This window comes from Streptomyces roseolus (assembly GCF_014649855.1).
Lineage (GTDB): Bacteria > Actinomycetota > Actinomycetes > Streptomycetales > Streptomycetaceae > Streptomyces > Streptomyces roseolus.
This window is the reverse complement of record NZ_BMTV01000002.1, coordinates 333,033-356,627: the sequence shown is the minus strand read 5'-3', so window position 1 is coordinate 356,627 and position 23,595 is coordinate 333,033. Positions and strand designations below refer to the sequence as shown.

Annotated in this window: 19 protein-coding genes and 1 pseudogene; 9 read left to right on the top strand and 11 right to left on the bottom strand. The window is 74.4% G+C overall.

The genetic code is table 11. The features are described from left to right. Positions 1-22 precede the first annotated feature (22 nt). Both IE245_RS03700 and IE245_RS03695 read right to left on the bottom strand, forming a co-directional pair. A complete protein-coding gene (locus IE245_RS03700) occupies positions 23-349 on the bottom strand; it encodes a chorismate mutase (protein WP_189945232.1) in 327 nt (108 codons plus the stop codon). Positions 350-360: 11 nt separating this feature from the next. Continuing rightward, positions 361-1,248 carry a helix-turn-helix domain-containing protein gene (locus IE245_RS03695; RefSeq protein WP_189945278.1) on the bottom strand — a complete coding sequence of 296 codons (888 nt, stop codon included), beginning with the start codon at positions 1,246-1,248 and terminating at the stop codon, positions 361-363. A gap of 93 nt (positions 1,249-1,341) precedes the next feature. On the opposite strand from IE245_RS03695, the gene IE245_RS03690 reads away from it, so the two are divergent. Further along, the gene (locus IE245_RS03690; RefSeq protein WP_189945231.1) at positions 1,342-3,111 is read left to right on the top strand and encodes a glycoside hydrolase family 35 protein; all 1,770 of its coding nucleotides are present in this window, start codon (positions 1,342-1,344) and stop codon (positions 3,109-3,111) included. 68 nt (positions 3,112-3,179) lie between these two features. Here the strand turns inward: IE245_RS03690 and IE245_RS03685 are convergent, their stop codons facing one another. Next, the gene (locus IE245_RS03685; protein ID WP_189945230.1) at positions 3,180-3,965 is read right to left on the bottom strand and encodes a S1 family peptidase; all 786 of its coding nucleotides are present in this window, start codon (positions 3,963-3,965) and stop codon (positions 3,180-3,182) included. Positions 3,966-4,159: 194 nt separating this feature from the next. On the opposite strand from IE245_RS03685, the gene IE245_RS03680 reads away from it, so the two are divergent. The 4 genes and pseudogenes from IE245_RS03680 to IE245_RS03665 form a co-directional block, all read left to right on the top strand. Then, a complete protein-coding gene (locus tag IE245_RS03680) occupies positions 4,160-5,065 on the top strand; it encodes a hypothetical protein (RefSeq protein ID WP_189945229.1) in 906 nt (301 codons plus the stop codon). Between the two features lie 58 nt (positions 5,066-5,123). Next, positions 5,124-5,882 (top strand): methyltransferase domain-containing protein, encoded by a 759-nt coding sequence (locus IE245_RS03675; protein ID WP_189945228.1) that lies wholly within the window; start codon positions 5,124-5,126, stop codon positions 5,880-5,882. Between the two features lie 52 nt (positions 5,883-5,934). Continuing rightward, on the top strand, positions 5,935-7,404 hold the full coding sequence (locus tag IE245_RS03670) for an ankyrin repeat domain-containing protein (protein ID WP_189945227.1): 1,470 nt from the start codon (positions 5,935-5,937) through the stop codon (positions 7,402-7,404). 98 nt (positions 7,405-7,502) lie between these two features. Then, positions 7,503-8,411, top strand: a pseudogene (locus tag IE245_RS03665) (tyrosine-protein phosphatase); the annotation flags it as partial. Positions 8,412-8,495: 84 nt separating this feature from the next. Here IE245_RS03665 and IE245_RS03660 read toward each other — a convergent pair. The 4 genes from IE245_RS03660 to IE245_RS03645 all read right to left on the bottom strand — a co-directional run bounded on the left by IE245_RS03660 (position 8,496) and on the right by IE245_RS03645 (position 10,601). Continuing rightward, positions 8,496-9,113, bottom strand: a complete 618-nt coding sequence (locus IE245_RS03660) for a TetR/AcrR family transcriptional regulator (RefSeq protein ID WP_189945226.1) — start codon at positions 9,111-9,113, stop codon at positions 8,496-8,498. Between the two features lie 46 nt (positions 9,114-9,159). Beyond that, positions 9,160-9,669 (bottom strand): pyridoxamine 5'-phosphate oxidase family protein, encoded by a 510-nt coding sequence (locus IE245_RS03655; protein WP_189945225.1) that lies wholly within the window; start codon positions 9,667-9,669, stop codon positions 9,160-9,162. Positions 9,670-9,800: 131 nt separating this feature from the next. Continuing rightward, on the bottom strand, positions 9,801-10,178 hold the full coding sequence (locus tag IE245_RS03650; protein ID WP_189945224.1) for a VOC family protein: 378 nt from the start codon (positions 10,176-10,178) through the stop codon (positions 9,801-9,803). 54 nt (positions 10,179-10,232) lie between these two features. Beyond that, a complete protein-coding gene (locus tag IE245_RS03645; protein ID WP_189945223.1) occupies positions 10,233-10,601 on the bottom strand; it encodes a MerR family transcriptional regulator in 369 nt (122 codons plus the stop codon). 69 nt (positions 10,602-10,670) lie between these two features. Here IE245_RS03645 and IE245_RS03640 point away from each other — a divergent pair, with 69 nt between their 5' ends. Next, positions 10,671-11,579, top strand: a complete 909-nt coding sequence (locus tag IE245_RS03640; protein ID WP_189945222.1) for an aldo/keto reductase — start codon at positions 10,671-10,673, stop codon at positions 11,577-11,579. Here the strand turns inward: IE245_RS03640 and IE245_RS03635 are convergent. The 4 genes from IE245_RS03635 to IE245_RS03620 all read right to left on the bottom strand — a co-directional run bounded on the left by IE245_RS03635 (position 11,574) and on the right by IE245_RS03620 (position 19,755). Continuing rightward, positions 11,574-12,293 (bottom strand): VWA domain-containing protein, encoded by a 720-nt coding sequence (locus IE245_RS03635; RefSeq protein ID WP_189945221.1) that lies wholly within the window; start codon positions 12,291-12,293, stop codon positions 11,574-11,576. The two genes, IE245_RS03640 and IE245_RS03635, sit on opposite strands and share 6 nt — an antisense overlap. A 206-nt stretch (positions 12,294-12,499) precedes the next feature. Next, positions 12,500-13,960 (bottom strand): glutamate synthase subunit beta, encoded by a 1,461-nt coding sequence (locus tag IE245_RS03630; RefSeq protein ID WP_189945220.1) that lies wholly within the window; start codon positions 13,958-13,960, stop codon positions 12,500-12,502. After that, positions 13,953-18,527, bottom strand: a complete 4,575-nt coding sequence (gene gltB, locus IE245_RS03625; RefSeq protein ID WP_189945219.1) for a glutamate synthase large subunit — start codon at positions 18,525-18,527, stop codon at positions 13,953-13,955. The genes IE245_RS03630 and gltB overlap by 8 nt, the downstream gene beginning before the upstream one ends. A 499-nt stretch (positions 18,528-19,026) precedes the next feature. Further along, positions 19,027-19,755: a VIT1/CCC1 transporter family protein gene (locus IE245_RS03620; RefSeq protein ID WP_189945218.1), complete on the bottom strand. Its 729-nt coding sequence runs from the start codon at positions 19,753-19,755 to the stop codon at positions 19,027-19,029. A gap of 278 nt (positions 19,756-20,033) precedes the next feature. On the opposite strand from IE245_RS03620, the gene IE245_RS03615 reads away from it, so the two are divergent. From IE245_RS03615 to IE245_RS03605, 3 genes are read left to right on the top strand one after another with little or no spacing between them, the layout of a single operon-like run. Next, positions 20,034-21,026: an ADP-ribosylglycohydrolase family protein gene (locus IE245_RS03615; protein ID WP_189945217.1), complete on the top strand. Its 993-nt coding sequence runs from the start codon at positions 20,034-20,036 to the stop codon at positions 21,024-21,026. Further along, the gene (locus tag IE245_RS03610; RefSeq protein WP_229851049.1) at positions 21,023-22,417 is read left to right on the top strand and encodes an ADP-ribosylglycohydrolase family protein; all 1,395 of its coding nucleotides are present in this window, start codon (positions 21,023-21,025) and stop codon (positions 22,415-22,417) included. Before IE245_RS03615 ends, IE245_RS03610 begins: the two co-directional genes overlap by 4 nt. Next, positions 22,398-23,549, top strand: coding sequence for an ADP-ribosylglycohydrolase family protein (locus tag IE245_RS03605; protein WP_189945215.1), 1,152 nt, complete (start codon positions 22,398-22,400; stop codon positions 23,547-23,549). Before IE245_RS03610 ends, IE245_RS03605 begins: the two co-directional genes overlap by 20 nt. The last annotated feature ends 46 nt before the right edge of the window (positions 23,550-23,595 follow it).

Sequence of the window (23,595 nt, the reverse complement as noted above, 5' to 3'; positions counted from 1 at the left end):
TCCGCGGTCGGGACGCGGGTCATCAGCGCGCTCCGTCCGCGATCGTCTCGTGGTGGCGGATGACCTCGGCGATGATGAAGTTGAGGAGCTTCTCCGCGAAGGCCGGGTCCAGTTTGGCGCTCTCGGCGAGTTCGCGCAGCCGGGCGATCTGGCGGGCCTCGCGGGCCGGGTCGGCGGGCGGCAGCTGGTGCTCGGCCTTGAGGACGCCGACCTGCTGGGTGCACTTGAAGCGTTCGGCGAGCATGTGGACGACGGCGGCGTCGATGTTGTCGATCGACTCGCGCAGCCGGGTCAGCTCGGCTCGGACGGCGGGGTCGATGTCGCGGGAGTCGTTCCTGGTGTCGCTCATGGTCAGCGAGCCTAGCCGGAGTCCCCGGTGAGGGTGGGCGGGTGTTCGGGATCCGGTACGCGGTCGCTCCAGCCGCCGTGGACGGCGCGGCCCTGCTGCTCGCGGAAGCGGACGGGGGCGAGTCCGACCCTGCGGGTGAAGAGGCGGGAGAAGTAGGCGGGGTCGTCGTAGCCGACGCGGCGGGCGACGGAGGCGACGGGCAGCTCGGTGGCGGCGAGGAGTTCCTTGGCGCGGCCGAGGCGGACGGTGAGCAGGTAGTCCTTGGGGCTGCAGCCGGCGGCGCGGCGGACGGCGGCGCGCAGCTCGGCGGCGGTCATGCCGTGCCGGGCGGCGTGTTCGGCGACGGAGAACGGCTGGAAGGCGTCGCGGGCGAGGCCGGTGAGGACGGGGTCGCCGTCGGCGTCGGTGTCGGCGCGGGCGCGGCGCAGGGCGACGAGGAGTTCGTGGACGGCGGCGGCGGTCTCGACCTCCAGGAGCGGGTTGCCGGGGCGGGCGGCGCGGGCGATGCGGCCGATGGCGGCGCGGGCGGGGCCGGCGTCGGCGAGGGGGACGACGGGCCGGTCGGGCTCGATGTAGCCGAGTTCGGTGTAGGTGGCGGCGGCGGGTCCGGTGAAGTCGACGAAGGACTCGTCCCAGCCGGTGGCGGGGTCGGCGCCGTAGTGGTGGGGGACGCCGGGGGTGAGCCAGAGGAGCGCGGGGGCGGCGACGGGGGTGGTGCGGCCGTCGGCGGAGCGGTACCAGCCGCCGCCGGCGGAGACGAGGACGGCGACGTGGTGGTCGAGGGTGCGGGGGCCGACGACGGGGAGGCGGCCGTGCTGGAGTCCGACGCCGAGGCAGACGAGGCCGAGGCGGTGGTGGACGGGGCCGGGCGTGAAGTAGCGCATCCAGGTGTGGTACATCCGCCGTCCGCCCTTCCGCGCGCTGTCCAAGGTCCAAACTGCGACGATCTTTGTCCATGGACCGGCTCGCCGCCAGGGGGCGAGGGTGGGGCCATGAGCACGTTCGCTGTGGGTGACGAGGACTTTCTGCTCGACGGGCGGCCGGTGCGGCTGCTGTCGGGGGCGCTGCACTACTTCCGGGTGCACGAGGGGCACTGGGGGCACCGGCTCCGGATGCTGCGGGCGATGGGCCTGGAGTGCGTGGAGACGTACGTGCCGTGGAACCTGCACGAGCCGGAGCCGGGCCGGTGGGCGGATCCGGAGGCGCTGGGCCGCTTCCTGGACGCGGTGGCGGCGGCGGGGATGCGGGCGCTCGTGCGCCCGGGGCCGTACGTCTGCGCCGAGTGGGAGAACGGCGGGCTGCCGCACTGGGTGACGGGGCCCCTCGGACGACGGGTGCGGACCCGGGACCCGGAGTTCCTGGCGCCGGTGGAACGGTGGTTCCGGCGGCTGCTGCCGCAGGTGGTGGCGCGGCAGGTGGACCGGGGCGGGCCGGTGCTGATGGTCCAGGTGGAGAACGAGTACGGGAGTTACGGAAGTGATGCCCGCTATCTGAAGTGGCTGGCGGGGCTGCTGCGGGAGTGCGGGGTGACGGTGCCGCTCTTCACCTCGGACGGTCCCGAGGACCACATGCTGACGGGCGGCTCGGTGCCGGGGGTGCTGGCGACGGCGAACTTCGGCTCGGGCGCGGCGGAGGGCTTCGCGGCGCTGCGACGGCACCGGCCGTCGGGGCCGCTGATGTGCATGGAGTTCTGGTGCGGCTGGTTCGACCACTGGGGGACGGAGCACGCGGCGCGGGGCGCGGAGGACGCGGCCGGGGCGCTGCGGGAGGTCCTGGAGTGCGGGGCGTCGGTGAACGTCTACATGGCGCACGGGGGCTCGAACTTCGGCGGCTGGGCGGGCGCGAACCGCTCCGGCGACCTGCACGACGGCCGGCTGCTGCCGACGGTGACCTCGTACGACTACGACGCGCCGGTGGACGAGTGGGGGCGGGCGACGGAGAAGTACCACCGCTTCCGGGCGGTGCTCGCGGAGTACGCGGCGGGCCCGCTGCCGGAGGTGCCGGAGCCGCCGGCCCGGCTGGCGGCTCCGGTGCGGGCGGACGCGGCGGAGTGGGCGCCGCTGGACGCGGTGCTGGGGGCGCTGGGCGGCGAGGAGGTCGAGGCGGGGGCGCCGCCGGTCTTCGAGGAGCTGGGCGTGGACCGGGGCCTGGTGCGCTACCGCTTCTCCGTGCCGGGTCCCCGGCAGCCGTATCCGCTCCGGGTGACGGGGCTGCGGGACCGGGCGCAGGTGTGGGTGGACGGCGCCTTCGCCGGGGTGCTCACGGAGGAGGACGCGGTCCTGCCGGAGCCGGTGGCGGGGCCCGCGGTGGTGGAGCTGTGGGTGGAGTCGCTGGGCCGGGTGAACTACGGGCCGCGGCTGGCCGAGCCGAAGGGGATCACCGGCGGGCTGCTGCACGAGCGGCAGTACGTGCACGGGGTGCGGGCCCGGGGGCTGCGCCTGGACGCGTTCACGGCGGAGGCGGTGGGCGGCCGGGTGCCGTTCCGGAAGGTGTCGGAGCGGTACGACGGCCGGGGCCTGTACCGGGCGTCGGTGGAGGTGGCGGGCGCCGGGGACGCGGAGCTGCGGCTGCCGGGCGCGGGCCGGGGCTTCGTCTGGGCGAACGGCTTCTGCCTGGGCCGGTACTGGCCCTCGGCGGGCCCGCAGGAGGGCCTGTTCGTCCCGGGGCCGGTGCTGCGGGAGGGGGCGAACGAGGTGTGGGTACTGGAGCTGGAGGGGTCCGGGCCGGAGGCCGTGGAGCTGTCCTACCCATTCTCGAACTGAACAAGGCGATCACGCGGGGAGGGGCCCCGGGGCGCTGTGCCGCCCCGGGGCCCCGGTCTTCCGGTGGGTTACAGTGTCGCCGCGGCGGACTTGATCGCGGCGGCGAAGGTCGAGACCTCCGTGTAGACGCCGGGGTAGCCGGCCCGCGCGCAGCCCTCGCCCCAGCTCACGATGCCGACCTGGATCCAGGCGCCGGCGTTGTCCTTGCGGAACATCGGGCCGCCGGAGTCGCCCTGGCAGGTGTCGACCCCGCCCTGGCTGTAGCCGGCGCAGATCTCCTCGGACGGGACGAGGTCGCTGCCGTACGCGGCCTGGCAGGAGGCGTCCGAGACGAAGGGGACGTTGGCCTTGAGGAGGTAGCGCTGCTGCACGCCGCCCTCGCGGGCCGCGCCCCAGCCGGCCACGGTGAAGGTGCCGCTGTTGTACGCGGTGGTCTCGGCGATCTTCAGGGTGGGCAGCGAGGTGATGGGGCTGGCGAGCTTGATGAGCGCCCAGTCCTTGCCCTTGCCGTTGTAGCCGGGGGCCTGGAGGACCTTGGTGGAGCGGACCTTGATGGCGCTGCTCGACTGGAGGTCCACGACGCCGGCGGTGGCGGTGATGGAGGTGTTGTTGCCGGATCCGCTGACGCAGTGGGCGGCGGTGAGGACGATCTGGGGGCTGATCAGGGAGCCGCCGCAGCCCATGGAGAGCCTGACCATCCAGGGGAACTCGCCCTGGGCGGCGCGGGTGCCGCCGACGACCGGCGCGGGGGCCGCGGTGGCGGTGGAGGTGGGCTGGAGGCTGAGCGCGGCGAGCGCGACGGCGCCGGCGGCGGCGAGTTTCTGCAGGGTGCGGACGAACCTGTTCTTCTGCACGGTCTGCCCTTCGTTCGTGGGGGGTGCTGCATGGGGGGTGCGGCGCTGACGGTGGGTCGCGCACGCCCCGATTACTGACATGCGCCCGTCAAGTCATGTCCGGATTATGGACAGCTTCAACTGCCGCCACAAGGAAGCCTTTTCGGCCAGACACCGCACCCGGACCGTACAGTGGAGGGCGGGGGTGATCACGCATGACGGACCGTCATGGGGCCGACCGGGTCCGCGAGGACACCCATGGGGTGGAGCACGGCTTCCCTCACCGGGAGGCCGTACGGGCCTCGCTCACCGCGCTCTACCGGCGCCTCGGAGCCACCGGCGTCGACCGCTACCCGACCAGCGTGACCGCCGCCGACGTGGCCCTCTCCCCCGGCGAGGACCCGCTCCTCGGCGCCACCCGCGTCGCCGGGGCCCTGGTCCGCCACCTGCGCCTCCCCGAGGCCCGCGTCGTGGTCTCGTTCCGGGCGATGGAACACGCCGCCGCCGTCGAACTCGCCGCGGGGCCCGAGTACTCCGTCGAACTCAACGCGCGCTTCCGCGGCCGCCCCCGGGACATCGGCGCCGCCCTCGCCCACGAGATCACCCACATCCTGCTGCACCGCCTCGACCTGGGCTTCCCCGACGGGGAACGGAACGAGATCCTCACCGACGTCGTGACCGCCTACCTCGGCACGGGCTGGCTGCTTCTCGACGCCTTCCGGCAGGACGGCGCCGAGAGCCAGAAACTCGGCTACCTCACCCCGGAGGAGTTCGGCTGGGTCCTCGCCCGGCGCGCCGAACGCTTCGCCGAGGACCCCTCCCCCTGGTTCACCGGCGCGGCCGCGTACGAGGCCTGGCGCCGCGGCCGGGCCGAGGCGGAACGCGAACTGCGCCTGCCCCCGCTCGCCGCCGCGGGCTGGACGGCCCGCCGCCGCTACGCCCACGACCGCCGCCTCGGCCGCCCCGCCCCCGGCGCCCCGTACGCCTTCGACGGCGCCGTCCCCGCGACCGCCGTCACCTTCCCCTGTCCCGCCTGCCACCAGCGCCTGCGCCTCCCGACCGGCCGGCACCTGCGAGCCCGCTGCCGGCTGTGCGGGACGGTCCTCGACTGCGCCACCTGACCGTGCCCCCGGCGGAAAACGCCGCGACTTCCCCACCACCGACGGCGACAATACGGACATGACGCGAAGTTTCGAGGATTTGGTGGCGGAGGCCGAGGCCGCCCCGATGGAGGGCTGGGACTTCTCCTGGCTCGACGGCAGGGCGACCGAACAGCGCCCCTCGTGGGGCTATCAGCGGCTGCTGGGCGAACGGCTGGGCCGGGCCTCGGCCGCGCTCGACGTCCAGACCGGCGGCGGCGAGGTGCTCGCCGGGGCCGGGAAGCTGCCGCCGCTGACGGCCGCCACCGAGTCCTGGCCGCCGAACGTGGCGAAGGCGACCCGGCTGCTGCACCCCCTCGGCGCGGTCGTCGTCCACGACGAGGACGAGCCGCCGCTGCCCTTCGGAGACGCCGCCTTCGACCTGGTCGTCAGCCGCCATCCGGTGACCGTCTGGTGGGAGGAGATCGGGCGGGTGCTGCGGCCCGGCGGCACGTACTTCTCCCAGCAGGTGGGCCCGGCCAGCGTCTTCGAGCTCGTCGAGTACTTCCTCGGGCCGCAGCCGGAGGAGGTCCGCCGCGCCCGGCACCCGCAGGACGCGCGGCGGGCCGCCGAGGCGGCCGGCCTGGAGGTGGTGGACCTGCGGGCGGAGTCGCTGCGGACCGAGTTCCTGGACGTGGGCGCGGTGGTCTGGTTCCTCCGGAAGGTGATCTGGATGGTGCCCGGCTTCACGGTGGACGCCTACCGCGACCGGCTCCGCGAGCTGCACGGACGGATCGCCGAGGAGGGCCCCTTCGTCGCGCACACCACCCGCTTCCTCATCGAGGCCCGCAAGCCCTGACCGGAACGGGACGGATTTGCGCCGGGAGCGGACGGGGGGTCAGGGTCGTTCCATGAGCACGCTGTTCGAGGGCATCGCCGCCGGGGACGAGGACGCGGTCGTACGGGCGCTGCGCGCGGGAGCCGATCCCGAGGCCGTCGACGACGGGGAGACCGCGCTGTACCGGGCCGCGGTCGCGGACGAGGCGGGCATCGTGCGGCTGCTGCTCGCCGCCGGGGCCGATCCCGGGCGGACGAGCGGACCGGACGGCGGCGACCTGCCCCTCTGCGGGGCGGCCTGCGGCGGGCACGCCGGGACCGTGCGGGCGCTGCTCGCGGCGGGCGCCGTACCCGATCAGGAGGAGGAGTTCGGGTTCACCGCGCTCGCCTGGGCGGTGCGGCTCGGACAGGCGGAGGTCGTACGGGAGCTGCTCGCGGCCGGGGCCGATCCCGACCGGGCCGGACCCGACGGGCTGGACCCGCTGGCCGCCGCCGCCCGGCGGGGCTCCGCCGCCTGCGTACGGGCGCTGCTCGACCACGGGGCGCGGGGCGCGGAGGACGCGCTGCGGGAGGCCCGGCGGTGGATCGGGGTGGACGTGGCGGCCGAGCTGCGGCGCGGGCTCGTCGCGGGGAACGGCGGCGGGGAGACGTACGAGGCCGTGGTGCGGCGGGTGCGGGAGGACGGCGGGGTGACCGTGGTCGTCGAGCTGCTGCGGGAGGACGGGCGGCCCGGGCGCGGCGACGAGCGGCAGACCGGGCACGCCGCGGTCGCGACGCTCCTGGAGGTGGCGCTGGGACGGCGGGTGCCGCACGAGGAGCTGGCCGCGCGGGCGCTGCGCTGCGGCGACCCGGAGCTGGACGACTGGACGACGGCGGTGGACGCGCTCGCCGGGCGGGCCGACGAGGAGACCTTCGTGGCGGCCGCGGCCTGGTGCGCCGACCGCGATCCGCTGCGGCGGGCGCTCGGCGCACGGGTCCTGGGCGCCCTGCCGGGGTTCGCGGCGAGCGCGGTGCCGGTGCTGCGGAGGGTGGCGGTGGAGGCGGCCGAGCCGGCGCGGGAGCCGGTGCTGTCGGTGGTGACGGCGCTCGGGGCGTGCGCGGACCCGGCGGCCGTGCCGGAGCTGCTGGCCGCCGCGGCCCACCCGGACCCCGAGGTGCGGCGGGCGGTGGCGGGCGCGCTCGCCGGGCTCGTGCCGGCCGGGCACCTGGAGGCGCTCGGGGTGCTGCTCGCGCTGAGCCGGGACGGCGACGCGCGGGTGCGGGACTGGGCGGTCCTCGCCCTCGCCGAGCTGCCGGACGACACCCCGCTCGTACGGGAGGCGCTGGCGGAGCGGCTCGCCGACCCCGATCCGGAGACGGCGGCGGAGGCGGCCCGCGGGCTCGCCATCCGGCAGGACCCGCGGGCGGTGGACGCGCTGGCGGCGGTCCTGGCGGACGGCGACCCGGACGGCGCCTCCCGGGAGACGGCGCTGGCCGCCCTGGAGTTCGTGCGCGACGTCCGGGTCAGGACCCGGCTGGAGTGGACCGCCCCGCGCCGCCGATGACGGACGGAGCCTCGGCACGACCCTCCCCGCGCGCCCCGTCGGGCTGCTGCCTTCCCCCGATGTCACCTAACTAACGTTTGGTGTAAAGGAAGTCGGCCATGCCGAGGTCGACCGCGTCTCCGTCGACCCCGTCTCCGACGGGACGCGCACTGCCGAGCACCGCCGGGACCGCCGGCGCCGCCGTCCTGGCCGCGGTCGCCCCTCCGGCCGCCGCCCGCCCCGGGACCGGCGGTCCGATCCGCCGGATCCCGCTCCAGGGCGCGGTGAACGTCCGCGACCTGGGCGGCCGCCCCACCCGCGACGGCGCACGGGTCCGCCACGGGCTCGTCTACCGGGGCGACCACCTCGGGAAGCTCACCGACGCCGACCTGCTCACCCTCGCCGGCCTCGGACTCGCCCGCGCCGTCGACCTCCGGATCCCGACGGAGGTCGGGCACGACGGCGCCGACCGGCTCCCCGCCGGGGTGGCCGCGGTCTCCCGGCCCGTCACCGACAACGGCCTCTTCGGGCAGCTGACGGCCGCGATCGGCTCGCGCGACCCGGTGCGGCAGGAGCAGATGCCCGGCGGCGGGCGGGCGGCCGTCTTCATGGCGGACGTGTACCGGACCTTCGTCACCGACGCGGCCAACAGGGCGGCCTTCGGGCGGACCCTGCGCGAACTCGCCGCGCCCGGCTCGGGCCCGGCGCTCCACCACTGCACCTCGGGCAAGGACCGCACCGGCTGGGCCAGTCGGCTGCTGCTCCGCCTCGTCGGCGTGCCGGAGCGGTTCGCCACCGAGGACTACCTGGCCTCCAACGCCTTCCGCGCCGCCCACGACGCCCGCGTCCGCGAGGGGCTGAGACAGGACGGCCTCATGCGGGACCCGGAGCCGATCGTGCCCCTCCAGGAGGTCCGCCGGGAGTACCTGGACGCGGCCCTCGCCGAGGTCGGTGCCGGCTACGGCGGCCTGTACCGCTACGTGACGGCCGGCCTGGGCCTCGACCCGCGCGCCCTCGCGGCGCTGCGGAAGCGGCTGGTCCGGCTGACGCGGGGCGCGGCGCGGCCCGAGCGGGGGCCGCGCCCGCCCGCACACGACGAGGACGAAGGGGCGTCAGCCGTCCACCGCGATGCCGTCGAGGACCATCGACAGGTACTGGCGGGCGATCTCCTCGGGGCTGTGCCCGCCGCCCGGCCGGTACCAGGAGGCCGCGACCCAGACGGTGTCCCGGACGAAGCGGTACGTGAGCCGGACGTCCAGGTCGCCGCGGAACACCCCGTCCGCCACGCCCCGCTCCAGGGTGCCGAGCCACGCCTTCTCGAACCGGCGCTGCGAGTCCGCGAGGTGGTGGAAGCGGGGCAGGTCCATCAGGTGGCGGGACTCCTTCTGGTAGATGGCGACGGCGGCGCGGTGCCGGTCGATCTCCCGGAAGGACTCGGTGACGAGGGCCTCGATGGTCTCCCGGGGGCCGAGACCGGCGGCGAGGACGGCGTCGTACCCCTCCCACAGCTCGGTGAGGAAGGTGGAGAGGATCTCGTCGAGCATCGACTCCTTGGAGTCGAAGTGGTAGTAGAGGCTGCCGGCAAGCATGCCGGCGGCGTCCGCGATCTTGCGGACGGTGGTGGCGTTGTACCCCTGGGCGGCGAACACCTCGGCGGCGGTGTCGAGGAGTTCCCGGCGCCGCTCGGGCGCGGGTGCGGTCACCTGGTTCTTCTTCTTGGTCGCTGACACCCGCCCATTGTCGTCGGTCCGCGCCCGGCGGTCCGCGCCGGCGGGCTCACCCGTCCTCGCGCGGCGGGGCGTCGTCGTTGCCGCGCCGCAGGGTGTGGAGCGGGCGCCCGGGGCGCCAGGTGGTGAAGTGGATCTCCTCGCCCTCCACCCGGGTCCGCACCACCTCGGCGGGCTCCACCCGGAAGAGGTGGAAGGGCAGCGGCGCCCCGGCCTCGGCGGCGTACCGCGCGAGCGCGTCCGGGTCCGTGACCTCGACGGCCCGTCCGGAGACGCGGACGTCCCCGCCTCCCATGTCCGTGCCGGCGCCCGGGTTGGCGAGCAGCGCGAGGCGCGGGTCGCGGCGCAGGTCCAGCGCCTTGCGCGAGTTCGGCATCATGCCGAGCCACAGCTCGCCGCCCCGGAAGTCGGCCTCGATGCCGCTGAGCCGCGGCGAGCCGTCCTTCCTGAGGGTGGCGAGGGCGTGGTGGGTGTACTGCCCGAATCGCTCGCGCACGGTCGCGGCGAACGCGGGCTCGGCGGCCTCGAAGGCCGCCCAGGGGGTACCGGTGTCCGTCATGGGCTCCAGCAGACACCGGATACCCGACACCTACGGTCCGGATTGCTCCGGAAGGAACGGGGAATTCCCGGACCGCCGGAATACGGGACCACCGGTGGTCCCGGGCTCCGCGGCCGCTCGCCCCCGCCGCCTCAGGCGCCCGCGCGCTCCGCCTTGCTGCGCTCCACGCAGAACTCGTTGCCCTCCGGGTCGGCCATCGTCGCCCAGCCGGTGCCGTCCGGCTTCCGGTGGTCGCCGACCAGCTTCGCGCCGAGGGCGAGCAGCCGCTCGACCTCCTCGTCCCGGCTGCGGTCCTGCGGCTGGAGGTCGAGGTGGACGCGGTTCTTCACCGTCTTGCCCTCGGGCACCCGGATGAAGAGCAGGCTCGCGCCCGCCGACTCCACCAGGGCCTCGGGATCACCGGGGTGGTCGTCGTCGGCGAGCGTGCCGTCCAGGACCTCCGCCCAGAACGTGGCGAGGGCGTAGGCGTCGGCGCAGTCGATGGTCACGTGGCGTACGAGAGAGCTCATGGCGCCATGATTCCCCGGCGGGCCGAGCGACGGCGAGGGGATTTCGACGGCTCGTCACCCGGCCGCGTCCGCGAGGGACTTGCCCTCGGCGGCGGCGACCAGGGCCGCCAGCGAGGAGCGGGCGTCCTGGAGGTCGTGGATCCGCGCGTCGATCGCGTCGAGCCGGGCGACCAGGAGGGGGCTGAGGCAGGGCTCGATCTCCGCCTCGCTGCCGCAGACGCAGTCCAGGACCTCGGCGATGACCCGGGTGGGGAGGCCGGCGCCGAGGAGGGCGCGGATGCGGCGGACGACGGCCGGGGCGTCGGGGCCGTAGCGGCGCTGGCCGCCCGGGGTGCGGTCCGGGACGAGCAGGCCCTGCTCCTCGTAGTAGCGCAGCAGCCGGACGGCGACGCCGGTCTCCTTCGACAGCTCACCGATCTTCATGTGACCCCCCTCACATCGCCTGGCCGGAGCTTGAATCTCACATCCGTGTGAGCTCCTAGCGTCTCCCCCATGACGACGAACACGAACGACGCGAACGCCTCCATCCTCTCCGACTCCTTCCTCCTCGGCGGCGATCTCCCCGTCCGCCGCATCGGCTACGGCACCATGCGGCTCGCCGACGGCCCGGGCGACCCCACCGGCCCCGAGGCGCGGATCTGGACGGCGCCGGCCGACCGGGCGGCGGCGGTCCGGCTGCTGCGGACGGCCGCCGACGCGGGGGTGACGCTCTTCGACACGGCGGACGCGTACGCCCTGGGCGCCGGCGAGGAGCTGCTCGCCGAGGCGCTCGCCCCGTACGGGGACGAGATCGCCGTCGCGACCAAGGTGGGCGTGGTGCGGCCCTCCCCCACCGAGTGGGTGCCGCTCGGCCACCCCGCCTACCTGCGCCAGCAGGCCGAGCTGAGCCTGCGCCGGCTCCGTACCGAGCGGATCGACCTGCTGTACCTGCACCGGCTGGACGGGAACGTGCCGGTGGCCGAGCAGGTCGGGGCCCTGCGGCGGCTCCAGGAGGAGGGGAAGGTCCGGCACATCGGCCTGTCCGAGGTGACGGTGGCGCAGCTGACGGAGGCGGAGTCGGTGGCGCCGGTCGCGGCGGTGCAGAACCTGTACAACCTGGAGGCCCGCGACCACGAGGCGGTCCTGGAGCACACCGCGGGGCGCGGGACCGCGTTCGTGCCCTTCTTCCCGATCGCGATGGGCGGGCACGCGGGGCCGGGCGGCCCGGTCGCGGACGTGGCCCGCGAGGTCGGGGCCACCCCGTCGCAGACGGCGCTGGCCTGGCTGCTGCACCGGGCGCCGCACGTCCTGCCGATCCCCGGCACCTCCTCCGAGCACCACCTGAGGGAGAACCTGGGCGCGCTGGACGTACGGCTCACGGACGGGCAGTTCGCCCGGCTGTCGGCCGCGTCGGCGTCATGACCCGACGATGCCCCGGGCGCGGGCGGCGGTGAGCCAGCGGGGGAACTCGGCGACCAGCCGGTCGTACAGCTCCGCGTCGGGGACCCGGCCGGGGTCCTTCCCGGCGTGGAAGAAGCCGACGTTGTCGACGCACCGGCGCTCGGGGACGGCGAGTTCGTCGAGCCGGCGCAGGAAGTCGAACTGCTTGCTGGCAGGGTCGCCGAAGCCGACGAACTGCCAGAAGAGCGGCAGTCGGGCCGCCTTGCAGACGTACCGTTCGGCGGCCAGCCGGTTGACAGGGCCGCCGTCGGTCTGGAAGACGACGAGGGCGGGCGCGGTGGCGCCGCTGTCGAGGTAGTGGTCGATGACCGCGTCCATGGCGAGGTGGTAGCTGGTCTTGCCCATGTGGCCGAGGCCGGCGACGATCCGGTCCACCCGGCCCCGGTGGTCGTCGAGGCGGATCTCGGTCTCGGCGTCGACGTCGGTGGAGAAGAAGACGACCGGCACCCGCCCGTCGTCGTCGAGGTGGGCGGAGAGCCCGAGGACCCGGTCGGCGAGGGCCTGGACGCTGCCGTCCCGGTAGTACGGCCTCATCGAGCCGGAGTAGTCGACCACCAGGTAGACGGCGACGCGCTGCCCCTCGACGCCGTGCCGGCGCAGCGACTCCCCGGCCGTCTTGTAGAGGCTGACCAGCGCGGGCGCCTCCTCCTCGACCTTCCGCAGACTCAATGCCATGAGCACCCCTTTCCCTCCGGGCATCATGACCGTTCGGGGCGGGCGGGGGAAGCGGGGGCGGGCCGGCGCGGCGGCGGGGCGCGGTACGAAGGCGGCATCCCGGGAGGGCCGGGAACACCACGACGCCCGCCCCCGGGTCCTTGGTCGGGGACGGGACGGGCGTCGTTCGGTTCCGTACGCCGTTGTACGGGACGTTCGGGGGCCGGTCAGACCAGCAGGGACCGGTCCGTCGGGCGGATCGGGGCCGGCAGGGAGCTGGCACCGGTGAGGTAGCGGTCCACGCCGCGGGCGGCCGAGCGGCCCTCCGCGATGGCCCACACGATCAGCGACTGGCCGCGGCCGGCGTCGCCGGCGACGTACACGCCGTCGACGTTGGTGGCGAAGTCCGCGTCGCGGGCGATGTTGCCCCGCTCGTCGAGCTCCACGCCGAACTGCGAGACCAGGCCGTTGGCGACGTCGGTGCCGGTGAAGCCCATGGCGAGGGTGACCAGCTGGGCGGGGATCTTCCGCTCGGTGCCCGGCTTCTGGGTCAGCTTGCCGTCGACGAACTCGACCTCGACGAGGTGCAGGAACTGGACGTTGCCGTCCTCGTCGCCCTCGAAGTGGGTGGTGGAGACGGAGTAGACCCGCTCGCCGCCCTCCTCGTGCGCCGAGGTGACCTTGTACAGCATGGGGAAGGTCGGCCAGGGCTGGTGGGCGCCGCGCTCCTCGCCCGGCTTCGGCATGATCTCCAGCTGGGTGACGGAGGCCGCGCCCTGGCGGTGGGCGGTGCCGACGCAGTCGGCGCCGGTGTCGCCGCCGCCGATGACGACGACGTGCTTGCCCTCGGCGGTGATCGGCGAGGTCACGAAGTCGCCCTCGACCACCTTGTTGGCGAGCGGCAGGTACTCCATCGCCTGGTGGATGCCCTTGAGCTCGCGGCCCGGGACGGGCAGGTCGCGGGCGGTGGTGGCGCCGGCGGCGACCACGACCGCGTCGAACCGCTTGCGCAGGTCGGTGGCGGTGATGTCGCGGCCGACCTCGACGCCGGTGCGGAACTTGGTGCCCTCCGCGCGCATCTGCTCGATGCGGCGGTTGATGTGCCGCTTCTCCATCTTGAACTCGGGGATGCCGTAGCGCAGCAGGCCGCCGATGCGGTCGGCGCGCTCGTACACGACCACGGTGTGGCCGGCCCGGGTCAGCTGCTGGGCGGCGGCGAGACCGGCCGGGCCGGAGCCGATGACGGCGACGGTCTTGCCGGAGAGCCGCTCGGGCACCTGCGGGATGACGTCGTTCGCGTCCCACGCCTTGTCGATGATGGAGACTTCGACGTTCTTGATGGTGACGGCCGGCTGGTTGATGCCGAGCACGCACGCCGACTCGCACGGAGCCGGGCACAGGCGGCCGGTGAACTCAGGGAAGTTGTTGGTGGCGTGGAGGCGCTCGGACGCCGCCGACCAGTCCTCGCGGTAGGCGTAGTCGTTCCACTCGGGGATCAGGTTCCCGAGCGGGCAGCCGTTGTGGCAGAACGGGATGCCGCAGTCCATGCAGCGGCCGGCCTGCTTGCTGATGATCGGCAGCAGGGAGCCGGGGACGTAGACCTCGTTCCAGTCGCGGACGCGCTCCGCGACCGGGCGGGTCTCGGCGACCTCGCGGCCGGTGGTGAGAAAGCCCTTCGGGTCAGCCATGGGTCGCCGCCTCCATCATCTTCTCGGTGGTCTCCCGCTCGGAGAGACCGGCGAGCTCAGCGGCGTCCTTGGCGGCGAGCACTGCCTTGTACGTGGTCGGGATGATCTTGCTGAAGCGGCTCACCGCCGCGTCCCAGTCGGCCAGGAGCTTCTCGGCCACGGTCGAGCCGGTCTCCTCCTGGTGGCGGCGCACGACGTCGTGCAGCCACGCCTTGTCGGCGTCCGACGGGGCCTCGACGGCGTCGAGGTTGCCGGAGTTGACGTGGGACCGGTCGAGGTCGATGACGTAGGCGACGCCACCGGACATGCCCGCCGCGAAGTTGCGGCCGGTCTCGCCGAGGACGACCGCCGTGCCGCCGGTCATGTACTCGCAGCCGTGGTCGCCCACGCCCTCGGAGACGACCAGGGCGCCGGAGTTGCGGACGCAGAAGCGCTCGCCGGTGCGGCCGCGCAGGAAGAGCTCGCCGCCGGTGGCACCGTACGCGATGGTGTTGCCCGCGATGGTGGAGTACTCGGCCAGGTGGTCGGCGCCCCGGTCCGGGCGGACGATCACGCGGCCGCCGGAGAGGCCCTTGCCGACGAAGTCGTTGGCGTCGCCCTCCAGGCGGAGGGTGACACCGGCCGGCAGGAAGGCGCCGAAGGACTGGCCGGCGGAGCCGGTGAAGGTGAGGTCGATGGTGTCGGCCGGGAGGCCGGCGCCGCCGAACTTCTTCGTCACCTCGTGGCCGAGCATGGTGCCGACCGTGCGGTTGATGTTGCGGATCGCGACCTGGGCGCGGACCGGCTGGGCCTCCTCGGCGGAGGCGGCGTTCAGCGCCTCGGCGGCGAGCTGGATCAGCTCGTTGTCGAGCGCCTTCTCCAGACCGTGGTCCTGCTCGATCAGGGCGTGGCGGACCGCGCCCTCGGGCAGCTCCGGCACGTAGAAGAGCGGCTCCAGGTCCAGGCCCTGCGCCTTCCAGTGGGAGACGGCGCGGCTGGTGTCGAGCAGCTCGGCGTGGCCGACGGCCTCCTCGATGGTGCGGAAGCCCAGCTCGGCGAGGAGCTCGCGGACCTCCTGCGCGATGAACTCGAAGAAGTTGACGACGTACTCGGCCTTGCCGGAGAAGCGGTCGCGGAGGACCGGGTTCTGGGTGGCGATGCCGACCGGGCAGGTGTCGAGGTGGCAGACGCGCATCATGACGCAGCCGGAGACGACGAGCGGCGCGGTGGCGAAGCCGAACTCCTCGGCGCCGAGCAGCGCGGCGATGACGACGTCGCGGCCGGTCTTCAGCTGGCCGTCGGTCTGGACGACGATCCGGTCGCGCAGGCCGTTGAGCAGCAGCGTCTGCTGGGTCTCGGCGAGGCCGAGCTCCCAGGGGCCGCCCGCGTGCTTCAGCGAGGTGAGCGGGGAGGCGCCGGTGCCGCCGTCGTGGCCGGAGATGAGGACGACGTCCGCGTGGGCCTTGGACACGCCGGCCGCGACCGTGCCGACGCCGACCTCGGAGACCAGCTTCACGTGGATGCGGGCCGCCGGGTTGGCGTTCTTCAGGTCGTGGATCAGCTGGGCCAGGTCCTCGATGGAGTAGATGTCGTGGTGCGGCGGCGGCGAGATGAGGCCGACGCCGGGCGTCGAGTGACGCGTCTTGGCGACCCACGGGTAGACCTTGTGGCCGGGCAGCTGGCCGCCCTCGCCGGGCTTGGCGCCCTGGGCCATCTTGATCTGGATGTCGTCGGCGTTCACCAGGTACTCGGAGGTGACGCCGAAGCGGCCGGAGGCGACCTGCTTGATCGAGGAGCGGCGCGCCGGGTCGTACAGGCGCTCCGGGTCCTCGCCGCCCTCACCGGTGTTCGACTTGCCGCCGAGCCGGTTCATGGCGATGGCGAGGGTCTCGTGCGCCTCCTGGGAGATGGAGCCGTACGACATGGCGCCGGTCGAGAAGCGCTTGACGATCTCGGAGACCGGCTCGACCTCGTCGAGGGAGATCGGGGTGCGGCCCTCGGTGGCGAAGCCGAACAGGCCGCGGAGCGTCATCAGGCGCTCGGACTGCTCGTTCACCCGGTCCGTGTACTTCTTGAAGATGTCGTACCGCTTGTTCCGCGTGGCGTGCTGGAGGCGGAAGACGGTCTCGGGGTCGAAGAGGTGCGGCTCGCCCTCGCGGCGCCACTGGTACTCGCCGCCGATCTCCAGGGCGCGGTGCGCGGAGGCGATGCCGGTGGCCGGGTACGCCTTGGCGTGGCGGGCGGCGACCTCCTTGGCGACGACCTCGAGGCCGGCGCCGCCGATCTTGGTGGCGGTGCCGTTGAAGTAGCGGCCGACGAACTCCTCGTCGAGGCCGACGGCCTCGAAGACCTGGGCGCCGCGGTAGGAGGCGACCGTGGAGATGCCCATCTTCGACATGACCTTGAGGACGCCCTTGCCGAGGGCGTAGATCAGGTTGCGGATGGCCTTCTCGGGCTCGATGTCCGACAGGAAGGTGCCGGCGCGGAGCAGGTCCTCGACGGACTCCATGGCGAGGTACGGGTTGACCGCCGCGGCGCCGTAGCCGATGAGCAGGGCGACGTGGTGGACCTCGCGGACGTCACCGGCCTCGACGAGCAGGCCCACCATGGTGCGCTGCTTGGTGCGGATGAGGTGGTGGTGGACGGCGGCGGTGAGCAGCAGCGAGGGGATCGGCGCGTGCTCGGCGTCGGAGTGCCGGTCGGAGAGGACGATCAGGCGGGCGCCGCCCTCGATCGCCGCGTCGGCCTCGGCGCAGATGGCGTCGAGGCGGGCGGCGAGGGCGTCGCCGCCGCCGGAGACCCGGTAGAGGCCGGAGAGCGTGGCGGCCTTCATGCCCGGCATGTCGCCGTCGTGGTTGATGTGGATGAGCTTGGCCAGCTCGTCGTTGTCGATCACCGGGAAGGGCAGGGTGACCGAGCGGCAGGAGGCCGCGGTCGGGTCGAGCAGGTTGCCCTGGGGGCCGAGGGAGGAGCGGAGGCTCGTCACGAGCTCTTCGCGGATGGCGTCCAGCGGCGGGTTGGTGACCTGCGCGAACAGCTGGGTGAAGTAGTCGAAGAGCAGCCGGGGGCGCTCGGAGAGGGCCGCGATCGGCGAGTCGGTGCCCATGGAGCCGATCGGCTCCAGGCCGGTGCGGGCCATCGGGGCGAGGATGACGCGGAGCTCTTCCTCGGTGTAGCCGAAGGTCTGCTGGCGGCGGGTGACCGAGGCGTGGGTGTGGACGATGTGCTCGCGCTCGGGGAGGTCGGAGAGCTCGATCTCCCCGGTCTCCAGCCACTCGGCGTAGGGCAGCTCGGCGGCGAGGCCGGCCTTGATCTCGTCGTCCTCGACGATGCGGTGCTCGGCGGTGTCGACGAGGAACATCTTGCCGGGCTGGAGGCGGCCCTTGCGGACGACCTTGGCGGGGTCGATGTCGAGGACGCCGACCTCGGAGGAGAGGACGACGAGGCCCTCGTCGGTGACCCAGTAGCGGCCGGGGCGCAGGCCGTTGCGGTCGAGGACCGCGCCGACCTGGACGCCGTCGGTGAAGGTGACGCAGGCCGGGCCGTCCCAGGGCTCCATCATCGTGGAGTGGTACTGGTAGAAGGCGCGTCGGGCCGGGTCCATGGAGTCGTGGTTCTCCCACGCCTCGGGGACCATCATCAGGACCGAGTGGGGCAGCGAGCGGCCGCCGAGGTGGAGCAGCTCCAGGACCTCGTCGAAGGAGGCGGTGTCGGAGGCGTCCGGCGTGCAGATCGGGAAGATCCGGTCCAGGCCCCGGCCGGCCTTGCTCTCGCCGAAGACGTCGCCGGCGAGCTGGGCCTCGCGGGCCGTCATCCAGTTGCGGTTGCCCTTGACCGTGTTGATCTCGCCGTTGTGGGCGACGAAGCGGTACGGGTGGGCGAGCGGCCAGCTCGGGAAGGTGTTGGTGGAGAACCGGGAGTGGACGAGGGCGATGGCGGAGGCCAGGCGCCGGTCCGACAGGTCCGGGAAGAAGGGCTCCAGCTGACCGGTGGTCAGCATGCCCTTGTAGACGAGGGTGCGGGCGGAGAGCGACGGGAAGTACGCCGCCGCCTCGCGCTCGGCGCGCTTGCGCAGCACGAAGGCCTTGCGGTCCAGGGCGATGCCGGTGGACTCCCCGTCGGTGACGAAGAGCTGGCGGAAGACCGGCATGGTGGAGCGGGCGGTGGCGCCGAGCAGGGCGGGGGCGACGGGGACCTCGCGCCAGCCGAGGACGGTGAGTCCCTCGTCGGCGGCGATGGCCTCGACGGCGGCGGCCGTCTCATCGGCGGCGTCGACCGGGAGGAAGGCGGTGCCCACCGCGTACGCACCGGCCGCGGGCAGCTCGAAGCCGGTGACCTCGCGGAAGAAGGCGTCCGGGATCTGGAGCAGGATGCCGGCGCCGTCGCCGGAGTCCGGCTCGGAGCCGGTGGCGCCGCGGTGTTCGAGATTGCGCAGTACGGTCAGCGCCTGCTCGACCAGCGCGTGGCTGGCCACACCGGTGAGGGTGGCCACGAACCCGACGCCACAGGCGTCGTGCTCGTTACGGGGGTCGTACATGCCCTGGGGGGCGGGGCGACCGTCCATGGGCGACCAGGCGTCGGAACGCATCGGCTCTCCCGTCGTCGTCGTGGCATATGCAGATGCCGAGGGACGACGTTGGCCCTCCGCGAAATTTCGTGCAGGTTACATGATGGCGCGCTTCTCGCCTAGCGGATAGCTCGTTCCAGCATGCGGACACCTCCGCCACGGAGCGGTGGTGTGCGTTCACCTGTTTCTTCTGGATGCGGAGGCAGTGACTGCACCGTGACTGGTCCGCGGGGGACGGAGCCGTGCCGGCCCGTCTCGGGTGGGCCTCGTTGCCCGACGACGCTTCTGCCTCTTTCCCGGTGGTCACGGGTTCGAAACCGCCGGGTAACCGGCTACATATGTGGCGTCATGCATAGTGTCTCACCGCCGCGGGGATTCCGAACAGGGATATGCGTCACAGCGAGAATGCGGCTTTACTGCCGAAAAGTCACCCCGAAAAGCCCGAAAGGCCCCTTGCGGGAGCCTCTCGGGCGTGGGGACGGGCGCGGATTCCGTTCCGCACGCGACCTCGGGGCGGCCGCTAGAGCGCGGCGCCGAAGGCCATGCCGAGGCCGTACGTGACGGCCGCCGCGGCACCGCCGAGGAGCAGCTGGCGCAGGCCGCTGAACCACCAGCCGCGGGCGGTGACCCGGGCGACCAGCGCGCCGCAGCCGAAGAGCCCGAGGAGCGCCAGGAGGACGGCCGGCCAGAGCGCGGTCGCGCCGAGCAGGTACGGCAGCAGCGGCAGCAGCGCGCCGAGCGCGAAGGAGGCGAAGGAGGAGACGGCGGCGACGGTGGGCGACGGCAGGTCGTCGGGGTCGATGCCGAGCTCCTCGCGGGCGTGGATCTCCAGCGCCTGCTCGGGGTCCTTCGACAGCTGCATGGCGACCTCGCGGGCGAGCGCGGGCTCCACGCCCCGGGAGACGTAGAGGGCGGCGAGCTCCTCCATCTCGTCGATCGGGTGCTTGCGCAGCTGCCGGCGCTCCACGTCCAGTTCGGCCTGGACGAGCTCGCGCTGCGAGGCGACGGAGGTGTACTCGCCGGCCGCCATGGAGAAGGCGCCCGCCGCGAGGCCGGCGAGGCCGGTGATCACGATGGTCTGCGAGGAGACGGCACCGCCGGCGACGCCGGTCATCAGGGCGAGGTTGGAGACCAGTCCGTCCATCGCGCCGAAGACCGCGGGCCGCAGCCAACCGCCGTTCACGTCACGGTGGGTGTGGTTGTCGCGGTGCGCCTCGTGCAGTGGCGCCTGGGCTTCGATGATGGACATGGCTCTCCCCTCGTCGCGGCGGGCCGGGTCGCTCCCGCCGCCCCCTACTCACTCGAAAATACGCCCGATGTAAGGGTCTCGCCAGCAAGGCAGGCCGTACTTAGTAAGGCCCGCCTCAGTGTGGGAAGCCTTGCCTGACGCCCCCTCAACCTCCTCCGACCCGCCGACAGACGGGTGACAGACGCCGCCCACCGGCGAGTCCTCGGCCCGCCGTGGCACAGATCCAGGCGAAGGGGTACCGCCGAAGCGGTGCCCGCACCGAGAAAAGGGGCGCGCGGATGGTGGCCACGACATGCGACACCCGGGAACGGGCGAGGGGGGCGCTGCTCGGCCTCGCCGTCGGCGACGCGCTCGGCGCCCCCGCCGAGAACATGAAGCCCTCCGAGATCCGCCGTCGCTGGGGCCGGATCGAGGGCTTCCTGACGGACCGTCCGGCCGGCACCGACGACACCGAGTACGCGATCTTCTCGGCGCTGCTGCTCGCCCGGCACGGCTCGGCGCTGACCGTCGCCCACGTCGAACGGGCCTGGCACCGCTGGATCGCCGACCTCGACGAGGGCCCCTTCCGCGGCGCCGGCTTCTCGGAGCGCGGCACCCTGGAGAACCTCCGGCGCGGACTGGCGGCACCCATCTCCGCCCAGCACCGTCACGCGTGGTCGGACGGCCTGGCCATGCGGGCCGCCCCCTTCGGCGTCTTCGCCGCCGGCCGTCCGGCGGAGGCCGCCCGCCTGGTCGCCATCGACGGCAGCGTCAGCCACGAGGGCGAGGGCATCTACGGCGGCCAGGCGGTGGCGGCGGGCGTCGCGGCGGCGATGTCCGGCGCGACGGTCACCTCCGTCATCGCGGCGGCCCTCTCGGTGATCCCCATGGACTCGTGGACGGCCCGCTCGCTGCGGCGCGCGGTGGTCGCGGCCCAGCGGGTCCAGCCGGACCCGCTCACCCGCGAACGCCAGGTCCGCTCCGCGGTGGTCATCGGCGGCTACCCCTGGACCGACCTCGCCCCGGAGGCCGTCGGCCTCGCCTTCGGCGCCTTCGCGGCGGCCCGCGGCGACTTCCGCACGGCGGTCCTGACGGCCGTGAACATGGGCCGCGACGCCGACACCACGGCCGCGGTGGCCGGCGCCCTGGCCGGCGCGGCGGGCGGCCTGACGGCGATCCCGCGGGAATGGGCGACCGCCATCGCCCCGGTCACCGGCAGCTGCCTGCCCACGATGCGCGGCCACCACGTCCTGGAAGTAGCCGACCTCCTCACCCCGGAGCCCACCCCATGAGCGCCCCCACCACCACGGCCACCACCGGCCCCGCGATCACGACCACCACGGGCCCCGCCACCGCGGCCGCCACCCCAGGCCCCGCCGCCGCGACCGCCACCACGACCACCACAGGTCCCGCGACCGCGACCACCACCGCTACCGCCCCCGCCCCCGCCCCTACGGCCACGACCGCCCCCACGGCCGCGGCCGCCCCCGGCCCCTGGGGCCCGTCCCAGGCGGCACTGCGGCCGGCCGACCGGGCCGGGGCCGGCCGCGACAGGATCGAGGGCCTCCTCCTCGGGCTCGCCGCGGGCGACGCCGCCGGCTGGCCCGCCGCACGGCACCGCGCCGCCCGCATGCCCGAATGGACCCGCCGCCTCACCCGCGAGCTCGACACCTTCGCCGAGCAGAACGCGACGACCACCCTCCCCGTCCCCATCGCCCTGAACCAGCCCCCGGAACCCCTCCGCCTCGGCCCCTCCGACGACGCCGAGTGGGCGGCCTTCACCGCGGAGGCGGTGCTGGCCGCCACCGGCCCCCTCTTCGCCGCCCTCGCCCCGGAGCGCCGCCTCCGCGCCGCCGTCGACCTCGCGTGGAACCACCTCGCGGGCCAGGTCGCGGCCGCCGCCGACCGCGCGCCGGAGATCGAGTCCGCCGTCCTCCCCCTCCGTGCCCGCATCTCCGTCCGCGCCGGCCTCGGCAACCTCGCGACCGGTCTGCGCCCGCCCGCCACCGGCCACGACAACCCGCACTACTTCGACGACGCCGCCTGCGTCCGCGCCGCCGTCCTCGCGACCGTCCACCCGGGCGACCCGCGCGCCGCCGCCGAACTCGCCGAGTTCGACGCCCGGTACACCCAGGACGGCGACGGCGTCCACGGCGCCCGGGCCACCGCCGCGGCCGTCGCCGCGGCGCTCGGGGGCGCGGACCCCGAGACCGCCGTCGAGGCCGCGCTCGCCGAGCTGCCGCACGTCACCGAGATCGGCCGCAACGCCCGCCACGCCGTGAAGCTGGCCCGCACCGCCGACACCGCCTTCGAGCTGGTCCCCCTCCTGGAGCACCAGATCGTCGACCACGTCTACAGCTACGGCATCGCCGCCGCCGAGACCGTCCCGGTCGCCCTCGCGCTGACCCTCGCCGCGCGCGGCGCGATGACCGCCGCCGTCCCGGCCGCCGCCTGCCTGTCCCGGGTCGCCGACTCCGCCCCCGCCCTGGCCGGCGCGCTCACCGGCGCGCTGGGCGGCGGCCGTTCGGTCCCGGCGAGCTGGCGGGACGCCTGCCGGACGCTCTCCGGCTGCGCGCTGCCCCGCCTCGCCGGTACGGACCTGGTGGAACTCGCCGGGCTCCTGGGAGCCACGGAACCGGCACCCCCCGGTGGACAATTCCGACATGACACCCACACTGGATGACCGGATCACCGGAAGTCTCCTCGGTGCCGCCGTCGGCGACGCCCTCGGCGGCCCCGTGGAGGGGTACACCCCCGAGCAGATCACCGAACGCCACGGCGGCCGCGTCACCGGCATCGTCGGCCCCTGGAACGGCGACGCCTGGCGCACCGCCCGCCCCATCGCCCCGTACCACAAGGGCGACGGCCACGTCACCGACGACACCCTGATGACCCACGCACTGGTCCGGGTGTACGAGAGGGTCCGCGACCACCTCGACGCGTACGCGGTCGCGGACCACCTCGTCCCCGAACTCATGGGCACCCCCGTGTGGATCCCCGAGCTGGAGGCGGAGGCGCTCCCCCTCCAGCGGATCTTCCTCGCCGAGAAGTGGCTGGTCGCCCGCCTCCACTACGGACACCACGACCCCCGCGAGGCCGGCACCGGGAACATCGTCAACTGCGGCGCCGCGATGTACATGGCCCCGGTCGGCCTGGTCAACGCCGCCGACCCGCACGGCGCGTACGCCGAGGCGATCGACGTCGCGGGCGCCCACCAGTCCTCGTACGGCCGCGAGGCGGCGGGCGTCTTCGCGGCGGCGGTCGCGGCGGCCTGCGTCCCCGGCGCGACCCCCCGCGCGGTCGTCGACACCGTCCTGGGCCTCGCCAAGGACGGCACCCGCGCCGCGATCGAGGCGGTCGCCGAAGTCGCCGACCGCCACCGGGACTTCGAGTCCGCGCTCGTACCGCTCCGCAGGGCGGTGGCCCCGTACGACTCCGTCGGCCCCGACTACCGCGCCCCCGGCCTCGACGCCCGCCGCCCCTCCCGCCTGCACTCCATCGAGGAGCTGCCGATCGCGCTCGGCATGCTCCTGGTCGGCGAGGGCGACTACCGCCGTACGGTCCTCGGCGCGGTCAACTACGGCCGCGACTGCGACTCCATCGCCACCATGGCGGGCGCGATCGCCGGCGCCCTGCACGGCGAGGCGGCCGTCCCCGCGGAGTGGGCGAAGCGGGTGGCGGAGGCCAGCCGCCTCGACCTCCACGCCCCGGCCCGCTCCCTCGCCGCGGTGACCGCCGAGGTCTTCGCCCGCGACGCCGCCCGCCGCCGCGCCTGCGAGTCCGCCCGCGCCACCCTGACGGGCCCGTCCCGGTGACGGACCCCGCACCCGCACCCGCCCCCGTCGCCGCCCACGCTCCCCC